We start from the raw sequence: 17,198 nt of genomic DNA on the forward strand, positions 1-17,198 counted from the left end.
CACACCTCCATTAAAATGCCGCCGTGGACGGCATTTTTTCAATCTTTACGACTCTAATATAACTTCTTCATCTTCATTATACATCGCAATTTCTTCGCTAATTGAAGATATACGCTCAGTTAAATCATGTAATATTATTTCATTTTCCATATTTTCACCTAGAATAAATGTAATTTTAATTAAACATTATCCACATTGATAACATTAAGATTAAAAATGATTAAATTAAGACAGTCAATATCAATAGAGAAACAAAAAAACTAACCATATAACAATAAAAAATACTGATAATTCATATTATTTAAATATATGCATGCTATTTTAAACCTCATAAAAAAACCAGCGCTTAAGTCTCCTTAAACGCTGGTTTTTAATAGCAGGATTAATTATAAGAATGCTTTATATGGCAGTTCAGGTTCATTTTTAAAAATATCATTAAAGCCACGGAAATGCTGATAATATATGCGGTCTTTATCTGTTGGGTAAGTATACTTACCACCTACCTGCCAGAAAAACGGCGCAAATTTGTATTGTAAACGCTCTTTTTTCATATTCCATAAAACTTCTATTTCACGTGGGTCATTTTGGAAGTTGGCCCAAATATCATGGTGGAATGGAATAACTCGCTCGCAATCAAGTGACTCCGCAGCACGCAAAATATCAGATGAAGTCATTTTGTCCGTGACTCCACGGGGGTTCTCTCCAAAAGAAAGCAATGCCACGTCAATATTATAACGGTTACCATGTGCTGCGTAATAATTTGAATAGTGAGAATCACCTGAGTGATAAATAGAACCACCTGTTGTTTCAATTAAATAATTCACTGCACGGTAATCCATACCATCTAGGATTTCTTTATCATAAGAAGACACGCCTTGCGGTAGCGTAACCAGTGCTGTACGGTCGAAAGAATCGAGTACACGAATTTTCATGTCTCCGACTTCAATCACATCCCCCACCTTTGCCACAACACAACGCTCTGTAGGAACGCCCCATTTGGTCCATAAATCAACACAAGCTTGCGGGCCAATAAATTTAACGTGTTCACCGCAATTTTGTAATACTGCGGCTGCGACATTGACATCAATATGGTCGGCATGGTCATGGGAGGCTAATACCGCATCAATTTGTTTAATTGCAAATGGGTCGAGAGGAAAAATAGAGGTTCTTAGGTTAGGCTGTAATGCTTCTACCCCTCCCATGCGCATCATTTGGTGTTGCTTATTCATCAACGGATTTTTCTGCGTTTTTTTACCTGTCCCACACCAAAAATCGATAGAAATATTGGTATTACCTGCACTTTTCAGCCAAATTCCTGTACAGCCTAACCACCACATTGAGAATGTGTTTGGCTCAACAGCCGTTTTTTCAATTTCTTCATTCAACCAAGTTCCCCACTCAGGAAACGTACTTAAAATCCAAGATTCACGTGTGATTTCATTTACTTTACTCATAGTATTAATACCTTTTTCCAGAATTTTGAATGTAGGGAGCTTGGCGCCTTAATAGAGCATTAAGGCACTTAGCAAGATAGGATTAAATTCAATAAACCAAATATATGAAGGAATTAGACCAGTATGACCCGTGTTCCCTGTGCTTCAATGGCTTTAATAACTTCAGGGTTAGCGTTTTTTCCAGTAATTAAAACATCAATTTTATTTGCTGGGCAAAAGAGCATTCCTGTTCGATGCCCCACCTTAGAACTGTCAACCACCACCACGAGCTTATCGATTTGGTCAAGCATCTGTTGTTCAGCCACCGCCGTTAACATATCCGCTTTATACAAGCCGGCCTCTGTTAAGCCTTTGCCCGATGTAAACATCCAGTTACCTGCATAACCCATTAAGCTGTTCAGAGCTGGGTTTAAAAAAATATTTTGTGCCTTGTTGTACTGGCCACCAATTAAAATAACATCGTCGTGGTCTTGGTCTATTAAATAGCTTGCTAGCGGAAAATAATTGGTCACTATCTGTACGTTTTTCCCGCACAATTGCTGCCCAAGAAGGAACGCTGTTGAACCGCAGTTAATTACCGCGCTCTCACCGGGTAAACAGATTTCTGCCGCCTTAACCGCTATTTGTGATTTTTCCTCGTAGTGGTCAGTACTGTTAATATTTAACGGTGTCCACTTACGCTTTTTATTTTCAATTCTTTCTGCACCATTACGGACTTTTCGTAACTTACCTTGCTCATCTAACTTAGAAATATCGCGACGAGCCGTTGCAGGAGACACATTAAAGTGATCGGTAATATGAGAAACGTTGATCACCCTATTTGTTTCTAATAAAGACAATATTTCATTGTGTCTTTGCACTTCATTCATAACTATCGTCCTGTTAATAAGTAATCACTCTATGATTAAGTTTGATTACTTGTGATTGGTTTTGATTCTATTTATCTCGCTATTAGTTGTCAACCTTTGTCGTAACAAAAAACAGATATTTACTATGAATAAAAAAATAACACTGATTTTATTGGTGTTTTTAAATTTTACGTGATCAAGTCGCCATTTATTTATTTTTTTGCTGGTAAAAAAACAGACAAATGCAAACAATCATAAAAGATCAGACGGTGATTACATATGATTACTTTTGGTTTTTTAACGACATTTTATAGGTTTAAAATGATTATATCGCAAGAACACCAGATACGATCAATATGATTAATCTCTACCCCATATAAATTACAAAAACAATTTGATTAGAGGTAAAAATATGGATTTTTTATACGACGCTTTCTATATTTTTTACAGCCAGGTAATGACAAAAGCGCCTCTATTATTAGGCTTAGTCACTTTTATTGGTTACTGGCTTTTGAAGCGTGACGGTACCACAATTCTTAAAGGAACAATCAAAACCATTGTCGGCTTTATGTTAGTCAGTGTTGGTGCCAGTACTCTGGTCTCCAGCTTCAAACCCGTGATTGAAAAAATGTCTGAATATCATGGCCTCACCGGTTCAGTCATTGACCCTTATACCTCCATGATGGCCACTATGGAAACCATGGGGGATGACTATTCATGGGTGGGTTATACGGTATTGTTAGCACTTGCACTTAACATCCTGCTGGTACTCTTTCGCCGTATTACCGGTATCCGCACCATCATGCTGACGGGACATATCATGTTCCAGCAAGCAGGGTTGATTGCTGTTTTCTATTTTGTACTTGGCGCAAGTATGTGGGAAACCATTATCTACTCTGCGGTTTTAATGGCGTTATATTGGGGGATTTCCTCCAATATTATGTTTAAACCTACGCAGGAAGTCACTGGTGGGGCTGGTTTCTCAATTGGCCACCAGCAACAATTTGCCTCATGGATAGCCACTAAAGTCGCACCAAAATTAGGAGATAAAAAAGACAGCGTAGATAATTTAAACTTACCAAAATGGTTACACATCTTCCACGATAGTATTTCTGCAACAGCGATTGTGATGACCTTGTTCTTTGGGGTTATCCTGATTTCCTTCGGCATTCCAAACCTACAATCAATGGCAGGAACAACACACTGGACCATCTATATTATTGAGACTGGGCTAAAATTTGCGGTAGCCATTCAAATTATTGTAACCGGCGTGCGTATGTTTGTGGCTGAATTATCGGAAGCTTTTAAAGGTATTTCAGAACGAGTGATCCCAAATGCAGTGCTCGCGATTGACTGTGCGGCTATCTACGCCTTTTCACCAAATGCAATGGTATTTGGCTTTATGTGGGGGGCAATTGGCCAATTTGTTGCCGTACTCGGTATGCTGGCATTTAGCTCCCCTATTATGATTATCCCAGGCTTTATCCCGATGTTTTTCTCAAACGCCACTATCGGTATTTTCGCTAACCACTTTGGGGGCTGGAAAGCCGTGATGAAAGTATGTTTTGTCATGGGAGTCATAGAAATATTAGGCTCGGCATGGGCGATTGATTTGATTAACCGCCAAGGCACTGATTTCAGCGGCTGGATGGGTATGGCCGACTGGGCATTAGCCTTCCCTGTTATTATGCAAGGGTTATCATTTTCAAAAATGTTTTTCTTTGTTGTCGTGGCGTTAGCCGTTGTCTATATGTACTTTGCGGCTAAAAAACTACGCGCAGAGGAAGATGCACAAGCCGCTTTAGAGCCTATTACTGAGCTAGAAGAAACTGAAGAACCACCCGAAGCTACATTTGAAAACCCCGCTGTTAAACCCGTTAGGATTTTAGCCGTTTGCGGTAATGGACAAGGTTCATCAATGATGATGAAAATGAAAATTGGTCAATACCTTGAGAAAAAAGGCATTCCCCATGTAATGGACTCCTGCGCAGTATCTGACTATAAGTCAAAATTAACGGCAACAGATATTATCGTTTCTTCAAAACACCTAAGTGCTGAGATGGACCCAGGTGAAGGCAAGTTTGTTTTAGGCGTACAAAATATGCTCAATCCACATTCGTTTGGTGATGAACTGCTCAGTATTATTCATACTAATTTTCTAGCAAATAAATAGCATCACTGAGGAATTATGACCTTAAATGTTCATTTAATATTAAAAGGAAGACAATGATGGGGTTTAAACAGTCATTAATTGATAATAATTCAATCCAGCTACAAGCATCCGCAACCAACTGGCGTGATGCCATTAAAATCGGTACGGATATGCTGGTCGCTTCTGGCGCAATCAAACCCGCCTACCATGATGCGATTATCAGTAGCGTCGAAAAACTCGGTCCTTACATTTGTATCGCGCCCAATCTCGCACTTCCCCATGCTAGGCCTGAAGATGGTGTGATCCGCACGGCTTTTGCCCTTGTCACATTAGAAAGCCCCATTATTTTTGATGGGGAAGAGGAACCCGTCGATGTGCTGATCACTCTTGCTGGCAGTTCATCAGATGAACACATGGAAGGCTTAATGGAAGTCACTCGCGTTCTTGATGATGAAGACAGTGAAACAGGCGTTGACCTCAATAAATTGCGCCGCTGTCGAACGATTGATGATGTTTATCAGGTTATTGATCAAGCATTATGCTAATTTAATGATAACAAAAGAAAATCACTAATTAGCTATAGAGGTAATCCACTATGTATAAAGTATTAGCACTTGATTTGGATGGCACCGTACTCACTCAGGATCACACAATTCACCCTGAAGTCAGACAAGCCATTCAGGCAGCAACAAAGCAATGTCACGTTATGATTGTAACGGGACGCCATCATACCGCTGCTCGCCCTTATTATGATGAGCTAGGGCTAACCACGCCTATTATTTGTTGCAATGGTACTTATATCTATGATTACCAAAACGAAAAAGTTATCACGCACAATGCACTCACCAAACAAAATGCACTCACTTTTATCGAACTCGCGCAACAAGACAAGCTGAAAATGGTGATGTATATCACTGATGCCATGGTGTATTCAAAAGTCGATCCTATCGATTACATGAATGCAATGGAGCAATGGGCTAACGACCCAACAATGGCCCATCCACCCAAAATTTATCGTATTGATTCATTTGAAGAACAAGTCCAGCACGCTGACTATATTTGGAAGTTTGTTGTCGAAGGTGAACCCGCTACATTACAACGTTTCTTGAATTCCCCTTGGATAAAACAAACTTTTAATGCAGAAAAGTCATGGTCAAACCGTTTCGATTTCGCCGCTAAAGGCAATAATAAAGGAATACGTTTAGCTGAACACCTTAACTCTCTGGGGTATCAACCAAACCAAGTTATCGCTGTCGGCGATAATCACAACGATATCTCCATGATTGAGCTAGCGGGCTTAGGAGTTGCAATGAAGAATGCCGATGATACCGTGAAATCCCACGCAGATGTCGTTTGTGCTACAGATAACAATGGTGATGGCCTTGCGCGTTTGATACGTGAAAATATTCTAGGACAATCACAATGACCAAACCTTTGATCCAAATTGCATTAGACCAAACTGACTTACAATCCGCTTTAAACGTCGCTGAAAATGTGCACTCCTTTGTCGATATTATTGAAGTAGGAACAATTTTAGCCTTTGCGGAAGGAATGAATGCCGTTGCCACGTTACGCAAACAATACCCAAACCATATTATTGTTTGTGATATGAAAACTACCGATGGCGGTGCCATTCTTTCCCGTATGGCCTTTGAGGCTGGTGCAGATTGGATCACCGTTTCCGCGGCGGCTCATATCGCCACTATCGCCGCCTGTAAAAAAGTCGCCGATGAATTTAACCGGGAAATCCAAATCGAAATCTATGGTAATTGGACATTTGAAGATGCTAAAAACTGGGTTGAACTTGGTATCTCACAAGCCATATACCACCGGTCTCGTGATGCTGAACTCGCTGGTATTGGTTGGACTAACGAAGATATCGAAAAAATGCGTCAGCTTTCTGACCTTGGGCTAGAACTGTCTATCACTGGCGGTATCGTTCCTGAGGATATCCACTTATTCAATGGCATCAAAGCGAAAGCGTTTATCGCTGGGAGAGCCTTAGTTGGTGAAACAGGGAAGCAGACCGCAGAAGCATTGCGTGAACAAATCAATCGCTTTTGGAAATAGTGTTTTCTCCCCTACTCGCTAAAAAAACAGGCCAGAAGAAAAATCAACTGGCCTGATAAACAACCTTAATTAACTATTAACCTAATTGTTTACGTGCATTACGGAAAATTCGCATCCATGGGCTATCTTCTCCCCAGTTTTCAGGGTGCCATGAGTTACTCATCGTACGGAAAACACGCTCTGGGTGAGGCATCATAATAGTGGCTCGCCCATCTTTTGTGGTAACCGAAGTGATTCCATTAACTGACCCATTCGGGTTAGCTGGATACTGCTCAGTCACTTGACCATAATTATTCACAAAACGCATGGCTACTAGCCCATTGTCTTCTAACTGCTGTAAATGTGCCGCACCACGAGCCTCTACCTGCCCCTCGCCATGAGAAACCGCTATCGCCATGCGAGAGCCAGCCATATTTTGCAGCAATAATGACGGGCTATTCGCAATTTCAACTAAACTAAAGCGGGCTTCAAAACGTTCTGAACGGTTACGAACAAAACGTGGCCAGTACTCTGCTCCTGGGATCAGCTCATGTAAGTTTGACATCATTTGGCAACCATTACAGACCCCTAAGGATAAGGTATCAGGACGATTAAAGAATGCCGCAAACTCATCACGAACTTTATTATTGAACAAAATTGATTTTGCCCAACCTTCCCCCGCCCCTAATACATCACCATAAGAGAAGCCGCCACAAGCTACCAGTGTTTGGAATTGACTCAGGGATAAATTCCCCGCTAACAAGTCACTCATATGAACATCAACCGCATCAAAACCTGCACGGTCAAAAGCGGCTGCCATTTCAACATGAGAGTTAACACCTTGTTCGCGCAATACCGCCACTTTTGGACGTACGCCTGATAAAATATATGGCGCAGCGACGTCATCTTCAATATCAAAAGTCAGATGAGCATGTAAACCAGGGTCTTGGTCATCTTGTTTCATCGCGTGCTCTTCATCAGCACACACTTCGTTATCACGCAGACGTTGCATTTGCCATGTTGTTTCAGCCCACCATTGGCGCAGTTGGCTACGAGAGCCATGATAAACCACCGTATCGCGACTATTAATTATCACCGCATCATCTTGCGTCGCCGTCCCCAAATAATGAACACAAGAGGCCAAGCCAGCCTGAGCAAAGCATTCTTCTACATAAGATTTATCCGCGCCATTAATTTGGATCACAGCTCCAAGTTCTTCATTGAATAACGCGGCAAGAGTGTCTTCATCGAATGAGCTAATATCAACATTGATCCCACAGTGCCCTGCAAAAGCCATTTCCGCTAATGTGACAAACAAACCGCCATCTGAACGGTCGTGATAAGCGAGTAATTTTTGCTCTGATAATAATTTCTGCACAGTATTAAAGAAGCCGAGCAGCAACTCAGGACTGCGTACATCAGGGGCTTTGTTGCCTAATTGGCGATAAACCTGTGCGAGTGCAGAACCACCTAATGCATTGTGGCCTTGACCAAGGTCAATCAATAATAATGCGTTATCTGTCGATGTTTTTAATTCAGGAGTCACTGTTAAACGCACATCTTCTACACGCCCAAATGCAGTGATCACCAATGAGAGTGGTGACGTCATTTCACGTTCCTCACCCTCATGCTGCCAACGTGTTTTCATTGACATTGAGTCTTTACCAACAGGGATGGTTAACCCTAATGCAGGGCAAAGCTCTTCACCGACGGCTTTAACCGCTTCATATAACCCAGCATCTTCCCCTGGATGCCCTGCTGCCGCCATCCAGTTTGCTGACAATTTGACGCGTTTTAAATCTTGAACGTAAGAACAGGCGATATTTGTTAACGCTTCACCGACAGCCATACGTGCAGAGGCCGCGAAATCTAATAGTGCTACCGGCGTTCTTTCGCCGATAGACATCGACTCACCATAGTAGCTATCTAAGCTTGCTGTTGTTACTGCGCAATCTGCAACAGGGATCTGCCATGGCCCGACCATTTGGTCGCGAGCGACCATCCCGGTAACGGTACGGTCACCAATCGTAATTAAGAACGTTTTCTCAGCCACCGCAGGTAAATGAAGTACACGTTTAACCGCTTCATTTAGGTTAATCGTTGTTCTATCTAATGCATCGGCTTCTGCTTTCAGGGTTTTCACATCCCTAAGCATTTTCGGCGTTTTACCCAGCAGCACATCCAACGGCATATCAATAGGTTGATTATTAAAATGCTGGTCATTTAGCGTTAAATGGCGTTCTTCTGTTGCTTCACCAATCACTGCAAATGGCGCACGCTCACGCTCACAAATTGCCGTAAATACAGGAAGCTGTTCTGGTGAAACCGCCATAACATAGCGTTCTTGTGACTCATTACACCACACTTCTAATGGGCTCATTCCCGGCTCATCATTGAGGATTTTACGCAGTTCAAAGCGACCTCCACGGCCCCCATCACTGACTAGCTCAGGCATAGCATTTGACAGACCACCAGCGCCCACATCATGAATAAATAAGATTGGGTTATCATCACCAAGCTGCCAACACCTATCGATAACCTCTTGGCAGCGACGCTCCATCTCTGCATTATCACGTTGCACGGAGGCAAAATCTAAATCAGCATCGGATTGACCTGACGCCATAGATGATGCAGCACCTCCCCCTAAACCAATATTCATGGAAGGGCCGCCAAGTACTACTAATTTAGCACCTACGGTGATCTCACCTTTTTGAACATGGTCCGCTCGGATATTACCAATACCGCCCGCTAGCATAATTGGTTTGTGGTAGCCTCGTAATTCTTCACCATTATGGCTGTTAACTTTTTCTTCATAGGTACGGAAGTAACCCAATAACGCAGGACGGCCAAACTCATTATTAAATGCCGCCCCCCCAAGAGGCCCTTCCATCATAATGTCCAGCGCAGTAACAATCCGCTCAGGTTTACCGAAATCCTCTTCCCATGGCTGTTCAAAGTCCGGAATTCGTAAGTTAGAAACAGAAAAACCAACTAAGCCTGCTTTTGGTTTTGCACCACGACCTGTGGCCCCTTCATCACGAATTTCACCACCAGACCCTGTTGCAGCACCAGGCCACGGAGAGATTGCCGTTGGGTGGTTGTGTGTCTCTACTTTCATTAAAATATGTGCATCTTCTTGATGATAACGATAAGTGCGCCCTTCTGGATCAGGGAAGAAGCGGCCAACTGATGAGCCTTCCATTACCGCAGCATTATCTTTATATGCAGATAAAACGTGATCAGGTGTTTTCTCAAAGGTATTTTTAATCATTTTAAACAGCGATTTCGGCTGTTCTTCACCGTCAATAACCCAATCTGCGTTAAAAATTTTATGGCGGCAGTGTTCTGAGTTTGCTTGTGCAAACATATATAATTCAACGTCTGTTGGGTTACGCTTCAAGCCTGTAAAAGCATTTAGCAGATAATCTATTTCATCATCAGCCAATGCTAACCCCATTTCTTTATTTGCTGTTTCTAATGCAAGGCGTCCACCAGCAATAATATCAACCACTTTCATGGGAGCTGGTTGTTGCTGCGCAAACAACGCACTGGCTTGTTCAAAAGAAGAAAAAATAGTTTCCATCATGCGGTCATGCAAAATAGTGATTACATCATGCCATTGTTCTTGGGTTAAGTTGTCCCCTTGAACATAGTAAGCAATTCCGCGTTCAATACGTTTCACTTGAGTAAGACCGCAGTTATGCGCGATATCCGTTGCTTTAGAAGACCATGGAGAAATCGTCCCCGGACGTGGGGTCACTAGAATCAGCTTACCGAATGGGTCATGCTCCGCCAGAGAAGGACCATACTTTAACAAACTGCTCAGTTTGCCTTGCTCACTTTCACTTAACGGCGCTGACAGCTCAGCAAAGTGCATATATTCAGCATAAATATCCGTAACAGGGAGCTGTTTTTCTGCGAACAGCGCCAAAAGGCGGGTAATACGAAATGCTGATAGAGCAGGTGAACCACGCAAAATTTCCATAGTCTTAATTTCTCTCTTTTAAACGCCAGCCCTGAACATGAAAGCAGGGAAACCGAAGGACATTATAGAGCAATGTTCATCAATACGAAACCGTTTGCGTGATTAAAAATGAAGCGGTTAGTTAAATATTATTATGTGCTAAATACGATAATATAGGTTGCACCGATCTTGATTGTTAAGCAAAATAGCCAACCACTGGAATTATAACCATTACTTAGCCATACTCTTTTTAGGTATACCAGCACCAGTTAATGCACGAGAAACTATTATTTGAATAACTTAAAAGTTAACTATCTAATCATCCTAGTTATCACGCTACTGGCTACAATGGTCATTGGTTTTAACGTCCGTTGGCCAAATACACAAGATTCACAAATTAATAGAATTATATCTCAAGGTGAATTACGTATTAGTGCTGTTAGCTCACCACTTATCTATATAGATGAGCAAAAACAGTTACGCGGATTTGACTATGAACTCGCCCAAGGGTTTGCCTCATATCTTGGTGTTAAACTAAAAATCACCATTCGCCCAAATTTTGAGCAGATTTTTGATGATCTTGAAAATGGGGATGCAGATATCGCTGTCGCTGGGCTACTTTATAATAAAGAAAGGTTAGCAAAAACTAAAACTGGGCCAAGTTACCTTAATGTCACCCAGCAACTCGTATATAGAAAGGGAACCACGAGGCCAAAATCTTTCAATGATATTGATGGCAAACTACTGGTCACCTCTGGTACCGCCCATGCTAGCACGCTAAAGGAGCTTGCTAAGGAATACCCAAATCTAAAATGGGAAGAAACATCTCAATATACTACAAATCAAATACTTGAGATGCTAGCTGATGGTGAAATCGATTATACACTAGAAGATTCTATCGCCATCGCTTTACAGCAGCGCATCCATCCTCAAATTGCTGTCGCTTTTGACCTATTAGATGACCATGCTGTTACCTGGTATATGCGACGTAGTCAAGAAAATAGCTTAGATGCCGCATTACTGGACTTTTTCAATCTCAGCAATGAAAGTGAATTATTAGCACGATTAAATGAAAAGTATTTTAGCCACGTAGAGTCATTCGATTACTTTGATACCATGGCATTTATTAAAGCTATCGATAATAAACTACCTGACTACCAACCTTTATTTGAAAAATATGCCCAACAGATAGATTGGAAACTACTCGCAGCAATTGCATGGCAAGAATCTCACTGGGACCCCCTTGCAACTTCTCCTACCGGGGTTCGTGGCTTAATGATGTTAACAAAACCAACGGCAGCAACGATGGGAATTGCCGATAGGTTAGACGCAGAAGAAAGTATTAAAGGCGGTGCTGCTTATATTGCTTATATAATGGACCGGTTACCCGAAAGCATCGCAGAAGATGACCGAATTTGGTTCGCTCTTTCAGCTTATAATATGGGATATGGCCATATGCAGGATGTGCGTAAACTAACGGAAATGCTAGGTGGGGACCCAAATCGGTGGTTTGATGTTAAAGCACGGTTACCATTACTGACCCAAAAGAAATATTATTCACAGCTAACCTATGGCTATGCTCGTGGACATGAGGCTTATCGCTATGTTGAAAATATTCGTCGATATCATCAAAGCCTAGTCGGTTATTTGCAAAGCCGAGAAAGAAAACAACATACGCTTGATATTGCTCAAAAGTCATTAACTTACTTGATTTCGCCTGATAACTTAAAAACTACAGGGGCTAACCCAACTGAAAATCAGTCACCTATTACAGAAAAAGTTAGCATTAAAAACCTGGGGGCGATGAGCTCCTCTAACCAAACACCTAAAATCCATAACATGGAAAAGCTATCCTTAGGCCATTATTTGATTTCGCCTTATTCATTACAAGATGAAACAGAGACTGATAACCCAGTGCCAGTTCCACCACTTAAATCCCCAGATAACCCGCTTTAAACCTACGAATTAATAGCAAATCGGATAGTGAAATAACACCGTTAACTCTGTTGACGCTTTTGTGCTTTTTTCTGCTCTCTGCGCATTTTAAAAAAAGCACTAAGCATTGAAGAACACTTTTCGGCTAAGACTCCGCCAGTCACATCCACATAATGATTTAACCCAGCTTGCCCCATAATATTAATATAAGAACCACAAGCCCCTGTTTTAAAATCTTTAGCGCCATACACGACACGACCAATTCGGCTGTGAATTATCGCCCCTGCACACATGATGCAAGGCTCTAATGTGACATATAATGTGGTATCTAATAAACGGTAGTTGCTCAGAGCTTGCCCTGCTTGTTGCAAAGCAATAATTTCAGCATGGGCTGTCGGGTTGTGGTCAATAATGGAACGATTCCAGCCTGAAGCAATTAGTTGATTATCTTTAACAAGTAACGCCCCCACCGGGATTTCGCCTATCTCTTGCGCTTTCAACGCTAGCTCTAGGGCTTGTTGCATCCAAAACTCATCAATTTCTATTTGCGTCACTCTTACCTCTGTTCAATACATTTTATGTATTGATTATCCCGAAATGTTAGAGTGACTGCAATTTGAAATAGTCGACACCCGTATCATCTTCAGCTAATTGCTAAAAATAGCTAATTTTGCGGCAAACCCCATGAAGAACGCCCCAACCGTACAGTTTCCTAACTTCGCCAGCACTTGTTTTTCACGTAAAAAACGCGCAATTAAGTAACCACTAAAAATCAGTAAGCTCAGATATAAAAAGCTAACAGCTTCCAAAATGGTGGCTAATACCAAGTAAGGTACCCATGCATGAGAATAATTAAAATCTATAAACTGAATAAAAAATGAAATATAAAATAAAATGGCCTTAGGGTTAGTTAAACTGAGTACTAAAGCCCGAGTGAAATATTTCTCAGCTTTAATTTCTATCGTACTTTGTTCAGAAGACATTGATTTCTTTTGTAAAAAAGTAGCATACAAAATTTTGCAGCCTAAATACAATAAATAAGCAGCCCCTAAGTAACGAACAATGGTGAATAGAGTCGGTGATGCTTTAATCAGTGATGCGACACCAATAAAAGAAAGGAAAATCAGGATTGCATCCCCAGTAAATACCCCTATTGCAGCGCGGTACCCTGCTCGAGTACCATGTGATGTACTTGTTTTTAATACATAAAGCGAGTTTGGCCCCGGTACAATGATAATTAATATTAACCCTGCCAAATACGTCCAAAAATTCAATACACCTAGGTTTTCAAACATAGCCATACCCTAATAATTTTTTATTATTACTACCATAACTTTTGTTATCTGAAAATATTTATTCAAGTGAATGTTATCGGTAAATATTAATCACTTAATTTTCTTTTACATTCAAGGTTAATAATTCAACTCAATTTTTATCAGCAATTTAATCGGCGATATATCAATAACTACTTCATGCATAACAAGTTATTTAGGGGAGGTCGTTCCTCATAATTAATAACTTTAGCCACTTCGTCAGATAAAGGAGCATAGATTATGAGTAAGCAGTCCCTCAAATTTGAGTGAAATACCTGACAACAGGTAAGGGGTAAATTACTTGTACATTGCTTCATTTATAGTACCGGACACATTGTCCAGATCAATACAATTGAATGTTAGTGTTCTATCCTCCATCAACACCCTAATAGAATATAACTTCTCCATTGAAGCCCCTATTTTCTGTGGATACACAGCATAAGGTATTAATTGTTCTTTTTGCCACTCTTTGCAAGATTTAAAATCACCTAGCCCTTTAACTTTTATGAGTTGCTTATAAGGGCTTACTACTTCTGGCTTTTTATTGTTATCTAACATCGCCTGTAGTTCATCCAAGCTGTAGGTAGTCGCCATTACAGACGATTGAAAACATATGAACAACACAACTGCTAGTATCCTTTTCATCTCACACCATCCCATTAATTAATTTCAGTGATGTTAGCGTAGAGGAAATGCAAATTGAAGCAAACCTGCCGAGTTTCGCTAGACACACTTAAACTAACTACCTTTACATAACTTGTAACCCATTTAACCTTCATTTGATAGCATCCCGTTTTATACATCACAATGGAGTGTTTTTTTATGCGCAAATATATTGCACCTTTAGCTGTAATTTCAGTCACACTATCTACGTTCGCTATGGCCAATTCCATACAAACTTCATCTGAATCGGTAGAAGTCAAAGAGGGTGTTATCAATGCTCCTGAAATCACTATCAAATTAAACGGGAAGCAATCTAGCAATGAACCACAGGAAAAAATTATTGTAGAAGCTGATTCTATCGAAATTGTCGGTGGAGAACTTCGAGCTAAAGGCGCTAAGTTATATGAGCAGGATAAGAAAATAGAATCGAATAAATAATTTATTGCTCAAGCTAGCTAGATCATCAATGGCTTGGGCAACAAAAACCTGCCAAAGCAGGTTCACTTTATCTTTTAGTCTTGCCAACATTATTCTGATTAGTTTTGTTTTTTCTCACACAATTGACAGAGACTCGCCTAACTTACTACCTTTTAAATTCATCTGTTTCAGAAGCTCCGCATATATAGTAACCTTACCTGCTTTACTGAAATCAATGCATAGATAGTGTGATTCTTCGTATTTAGATCGACGTAGCTTGTTAAGATGATTTAAAATGATTTTAGCGGCAGTAATACAAACCTCATGTGTGTACTTATATAAGTGGGCTTGCATGGCTCCTAGCGCAGTAAAGCACCTAAATATTCATCAACTGATGGTGATTTTAAGTTTTGTATTGCTTTATCCGACATTACTGACATTGAAATGCCCCTATATAACAAAGCACTCTACTTTAAGTGCACTCACTAGGTATTTTCTAAGCTATAAAAAGGGATGCGTTGAGTTTTGTGTTACGAATTTAGATTTTTCAATATGAAATATACTGTATAAAATCACAAATACCAGACGAAAGTAACGAATAAGTGCAAGGTATAAGTTGCTAATTATTAACTTATTTAAGTGTAAATTATTGATATGTCATTATTAATTACTAAAAAATGTATCAACTGCGATATGTGTGAGCCAGAATGCCCAAATGATGCAATTTTTATGGGCGATGAAATTTATGAAATTGACTCCAGCCTGTGTACTGAATGCATAGGCCATTATGACAAACCTACGTGTCAATCTGTCTGCCCGATAACAAACACAATCATCACCGACCCTCAACATATTGAAACTGAAGAACAGTTATGGGACAAATTTGTTGCAATTCACCACGCTGATAAAATTTAACCCCAATTAACCTCCCCTCGCTATTGAGCTTTAATGCTTAGAAAGCTGCCAGTAGACTTTCTGGCAGCTAGGCATAGCATTATTTAAAGATTACTTTCAATAATGACTGTAGCAGCGGCATAGTGGCGTTCGTCTGTAATCGAAACATGGAAATGTGTTGCTTTTAAGCTACCTGCAAGTTCCAGCGCAGCGCCATTTAAGTTAAGTAATGGCTTACCCAATTTATCATTTGTCACTTCGAATTGGGTAAATGCTAAACCATTGCGTATTCCTGTGCCTAATGCTTTTGCAGCAGCCTCTTTGACTGCAAAACGTTTTGCCAAAAAACGCGCTGGCTTTGATTGTTTTTGGTATTGAACGAACTCGCTTTCTGTCAGTATCCTGTTCGCTAGGCTGTCACCTGTGCGTTCAATTGCAGACTCAATGCGTGCTATTTCAACAATATCTGTACCTAACCCTACAATCGCCATTATTTACGCGCTTCTAATAATATTTTTTTCATATCAGCAACGGCTTGTGCTAACCCGCTAAATAAAGCACGACCAATGATTGCATGACCAATATTTAGCTCATAAATTTCCGGTAATTGGGCAATACGCTGAACATTATGGTAAGTCAACCCGTGACCTGCATTCACTTTAATACCTTTACCTGCGGCATATACCACACCATCACGAATACGACGAAATTCTAACTCTTGCTCTTGTTCTGTTTTCGCATCTGCATAAGCCCCAGTATGGATCTCAATAAATGGTGCCCCACACTCTTGTGCCGCATCGATTTGCTCGTGATCTGCATCAATAAATAATGAAACTAAAATACCCGCTTCAGAAAGGCGCTTAACGGCATCAGCTATTTTTTGTTTTTGACCTGCGACATCCAAGCCACCTTCAGTGGTGACTTCTTCACGTTTTTCAGGGACTAAGCAACAAAATGCAGGTTTAATACGGCAGGCTATCTCAACCATTTCATCCGTTACTGCCATTTCAAGATTCATTCGAGTTTGAATGGTTTCATTTAAAAGGGCGACATCTCTATCGGTAATATGGCGACGATCTTCACGTAAATGCACCGTGATGCCATCAGCCCCTGCTTGCTCAGCGACAAAAGCAGCTTGTACAGGGTCGGGATATTGAGTGCCTCTTGCATTCCTAACAGTTGCAATGTGGTCAATATTTACACCTAACAAAAGCTCAGCCATTTTTTTCTCCCAATAAATAAACGATAACAAACAACTCTCCCTTCTATCCTACTGTAATTTGCCGTCTTGAGGGAATAAATCTCTCATCATTCGAGGTGAATTCCAGCTTAATTGCCCTATTTCAATGGTTACACTTTTATTTTGCGAAGCGCTTCGTAGAATTTTATTGAAATGATAAATTCACGTTGTTCAAAGCGAAGACTTTCAGTAAAAATAATAAAAAAGGGGCGAATAACCATAATCAATATATTTAATATATGGGGTCATTCAATCATTAAAATAACAAT

16 protein-coding genes and 1 pseudogene are annotated in these 17,198 nt (G+C 40.6%); 7 read left to right on the forward strand and 10 right to left on the reverse strand.

The window, feature by feature from the left end; translation table 11 throughout:
- Positions 1-45: 45 nt before the first annotated feature.
- The 3 genes from ACPEH5_RS16650 to ulaR form a co-directional block, all read right to left on the reverse strand.
- On the reverse strand, positions 46-150 hold the full coding sequence (locus tag ACPEH5_RS16650) for a pantocin A family RiPP (protein ID WP_071548218.1): 105 nt from the start codon (positions 148-150) through the stop codon (positions 46-48).
- 236 nt (positions 151-386) lie between these two features.
- A complete protein-coding gene (ulaG, locus tag ACPEH5_RS16655; protein ID WP_210814096.1) occupies positions 387-1,454 on the reverse strand; it encodes an L-ascorbate 6-phosphate lactonase in 1,068 nt (355 codons plus the stop codon).
- A 113-nt stretch (positions 1,455-1,567) separates the two neighbouring features.
- Positions 1,568-2,323, reverse strand: coding sequence for an HTH-type transcriptional regulator UlaR (gene ulaR / locus ACPEH5_RS16660; protein WP_042844690.1), 756 nt, complete (start codon positions 2,321-2,323; stop codon positions 1,568-1,570).
- 391 nt (positions 2,324-2,714) lie between these two features.
- Here ulaR and ACPEH5_RS16665 point away from each other — a divergent pair, with 391 nt between their 5' ends.
- The 4 genes from ACPEH5_RS16665 to ACPEH5_RS16680 are packed head-to-tail and all read left to right on the forward strand — an operon-like array spanning position 2,715 to position 6,524.
- Positions 2,715-4,475, forward strand: coding sequence for a PTS ascorbate-specific subunit IIBC (locus ACPEH5_RS16665; RefSeq protein WP_131680553.1), 1,761 nt, complete (start codon positions 2,715-2,717; stop codon positions 4,473-4,475).
- Positions 4,476-4,531: 56 nt separating this feature from the next.
- The gene (locus tag ACPEH5_RS16670) at positions 4,532-4,999 is read left to right on the forward strand and encodes a PTS sugar transporter subunit IIA (protein WP_042844695.1); all 468 of its coding nucleotides are present in this window, start codon (positions 4,532-4,534) and stop codon (positions 4,997-4,999) included.
- 50 nt (positions 5,000-5,049) lie between these two features.
- On the forward strand, positions 5,050-5,880 hold the full coding sequence (locus tag ACPEH5_RS16675; protein WP_048607865.1) for a Cof-type HAD-IIB family hydrolase: 831 nt from the start codon (positions 5,050-5,052) through the stop codon (positions 5,878-5,880).
- On the forward strand, positions 5,877-6,524 hold the full coding sequence (locus ACPEH5_RS16680) for a 3-keto-L-gulonate-6-phosphate decarboxylase UlaD (RefSeq protein WP_048607868.1): 648 nt from the start codon (positions 5,877-5,879) through the stop codon (positions 6,522-6,524). The genes ACPEH5_RS16675 and ACPEH5_RS16680 overlap by 4 nt, the downstream gene beginning before the upstream one ends.
- Before the next feature lie 76 nt (positions 6,525-6,600).
- Here ACPEH5_RS16680 and purL read toward each other — a convergent pair whose 3' ends face one another.
- Positions 6,601-10,488: a phosphoribosylformylglycinamidine synthase gene (gene purL, locus ACPEH5_RS16685; RefSeq protein WP_281111123.1), complete on the reverse strand. Its 3,888-nt coding sequence runs from the start codon at positions 10,486-10,488 to the stop codon at positions 6,601-6,603.
- A 327-nt stretch (positions 10,489-10,815) separates the two neighbouring features.
- Here purL and mltF point away from each other — a divergent pair, with 327 nt between their 5' ends.
- On the forward strand, positions 10,816-12,423 hold the full coding sequence (gene mltF, locus ACPEH5_RS16690) for a membrane-bound lytic murein transglycosylase MltF (RefSeq protein WP_240133185.1): 1,608 nt from the start codon (positions 10,816-10,818) through the stop codon (positions 12,421-12,423).
- A 41-nt stretch (positions 12,424-12,464) separates the two neighbouring features.
- Here mltF and tadA read toward each other — a convergent pair whose 3' ends face one another.
- The 3 genes from tadA to ACPEH5_RS16705 all read right to left on the reverse strand — a co-directional run bounded on the left by tadA (position 12,465) and on the right by ACPEH5_RS16705 (position 14,360).
- Positions 12,465-12,956 carry a tRNA adenosine(34) deaminase TadA gene (gene tadA, locus ACPEH5_RS16695; protein WP_042844704.1) on the reverse strand — a complete coding sequence of 164 codons (492 nt, stop codon included), beginning with the start codon at positions 12,954-12,956 and terminating at the stop codon, positions 12,465-12,467.
- Between the two features lie 93 nt (positions 12,957-13,049).
- Positions 13,050-13,697, reverse strand: coding sequence for a leucine efflux protein LeuE (gene leuE, locus ACPEH5_RS16700; RefSeq protein WP_042844705.1), 648 nt, complete (start codon positions 13,695-13,697; stop codon positions 13,050-13,052).
- Between the two features lie 315 nt (positions 13,698-14,012).
- Complete coding sequence (locus ACPEH5_RS16705) at positions 14,013-14,360, reverse strand: hypothetical protein (RefSeq protein WP_042844706.1); 348 nt, start codon at positions 14,358-14,360, stop codon at positions 14,013-14,015.
- 177 nt (positions 14,361-14,537) lie between these two features.
- On the opposite strand from ACPEH5_RS16705, the gene ACPEH5_RS16710 reads away from it, so the two are divergent.
- Positions 14,538-14,816 carry a hypothetical protein gene (locus tag ACPEH5_RS16710; RefSeq protein WP_129466142.1) on the forward strand — a complete coding sequence of 93 codons (279 nt, stop codon included), beginning with the start codon at positions 14,538-14,540 and terminating at the stop codon, positions 14,814-14,816.
- Between the two features lie 132 nt (positions 14,817-14,948).
- Here ACPEH5_RS16710 and ACPEH5_RS16715 read toward each other — a convergent pair.
- Positions 14,949-15,226: pseudogene (locus ACPEH5_RS16715) on the reverse strand (recombinase); the annotation flags it as partial.
- A 223-nt stretch (positions 15,227-15,449) separates the two neighbouring features.
- Here ACPEH5_RS16715 and ACPEH5_RS16720 point away from each other — a divergent pair.
- Positions 15,450-15,710, forward strand: a complete 261-nt coding sequence (locus ACPEH5_RS16720; protein WP_166686823.1) for a YfhL family 4Fe-4S dicluster ferredoxin — start codon at positions 15,450-15,452, stop codon at positions 15,708-15,710.
- Positions 15,711-15,793: 83 nt separating this feature from the next.
- Here ACPEH5_RS16720 and acpS read toward each other — a convergent pair whose 3' ends face one another.
- Positions 15,794-16,180 carry a holo-ACP synthase gene (acpS, locus tag ACPEH5_RS16725; RefSeq protein ID WP_042844709.1) on the reverse strand — a complete coding sequence of 129 codons (387 nt, stop codon included), beginning with the start codon at positions 16,178-16,180 and terminating at the stop codon, positions 15,794-15,796.
- A complete protein-coding gene (gene pdxJ / locus ACPEH5_RS16730; protein ID WP_042844710.1) occupies positions 16,180-16,911 on the reverse strand; it encodes a pyridoxine 5'-phosphate synthase in 732 nt (243 codons plus the stop codon). The genes acpS and pdxJ overlap by 1 nt, the downstream gene beginning before the upstream one ends.
- Between the last annotated feature and the right edge of the window lie 287 nt (positions 16,912-17,198).

Origin of the sequence: Providencia sp. NPDC089933, from assembly GCF_049545585.1 — a bacterium.
GTDB lineage: Bacteria > Pseudomonadota > Gammaproteobacteria > Enterobacterales > Enterobacteriaceae > Providencia > Providencia huashanensis.

Excerpts from the sequence above, each read along its gene's own strand:
- ACPEH5_RS16650 (WP_071548218.1), bottom strand. The coding sequence starts at position 150 with ATGGAAAATGAAATAATATTACATGATTTAACTGAGCGTATATCTTCA.
- ulaG (WP_210814096.1), bottom strand. The coding sequence starts at position 1,454 with ATGAGTAAAGTAAATGAAATCACACGTGAATCTTGGATTTTAAGTACG.
- ulaR (WP_042844690.1), bottom strand. The coding sequence starts at position 2,323 with ATGAATGAAGTGCAAAGACACAATGAAATATTGTCTTTATTAGAAACA.
- ACPEH5_RS16665 (WP_131680553.1), top strand. The coding sequence starts at position 2,715 with ATGGATTTTTTATACGACGCTTTCTATATTTTTTACAGCCAGGTAATG.
- ACPEH5_RS16670 (WP_042844695.1), top strand. The coding sequence starts at position 4,532 with ATGGGGTTTAAACAGTCATTAATTGATAATAATTCAATCCAGCTACAA.
- ACPEH5_RS16675 (WP_048607865.1), top strand. The coding sequence starts at position 5,050 with ATGTATAAAGTATTAGCACTTGATTTGGATGGCACCGTACTCACTCAG.
- ACPEH5_RS16680 (WP_048607868.1), top strand. The coding sequence starts at position 5,877 with ATGACCAAACCTTTGATCCAAATTGCATTAGACCAAACTGACTTACAA.
- purL (WP_281111123.1), bottom strand. The coding sequence starts at position 10,488 with ATGGAAATTTTGCGTGGTTCACCTGCTCTATCAGCATTTCGTATTACC.
- mltF (WP_240133185.1), top strand. The coding sequence starts at position 10,816 with ATGGTCATTGGTTTTAACGTCCGTTGGCCAAATACACAAGATTCACAA.
- leuE (WP_042844705.1), bottom strand. The coding sequence starts at position 13,697 with ATGTTTGAAAACCTAGGTGTATTGAATTTTTGGACGTATTTGGCAGGG.
- ACPEH5_RS16705 (WP_042844706.1), bottom strand. The coding sequence starts at position 14,360 with ATGAAAAGGATACTAGCAGTTGTGTTGTTCATATGTTTTCAATCGTCT.
- ACPEH5_RS16710 (WP_129466142.1), top strand. The coding sequence starts at position 14,538 with ATGCGCAAATATATTGCACCTTTAGCTGTAATTTCAGTCACACTATCT.
- ACPEH5_RS16720 (WP_166686823.1), top strand. The coding sequence starts at position 15,450 with ATGTCATTATTAATTACTAAAAAATGTATCAACTGCGATATGTGTGAG.
- acpS (WP_042844709.1), bottom strand. The coding sequence starts at position 16,180 with ATGGCGATTGTAGGGTTAGGTACAGATATTGTTGAAATAGCACGCATT.
- pdxJ (WP_042844710.1), bottom strand. The coding sequence starts at position 16,911 with ATGGCTGAGCTTTTGTTAGGTGTAAATATTGACCACATTGCAACTGTT.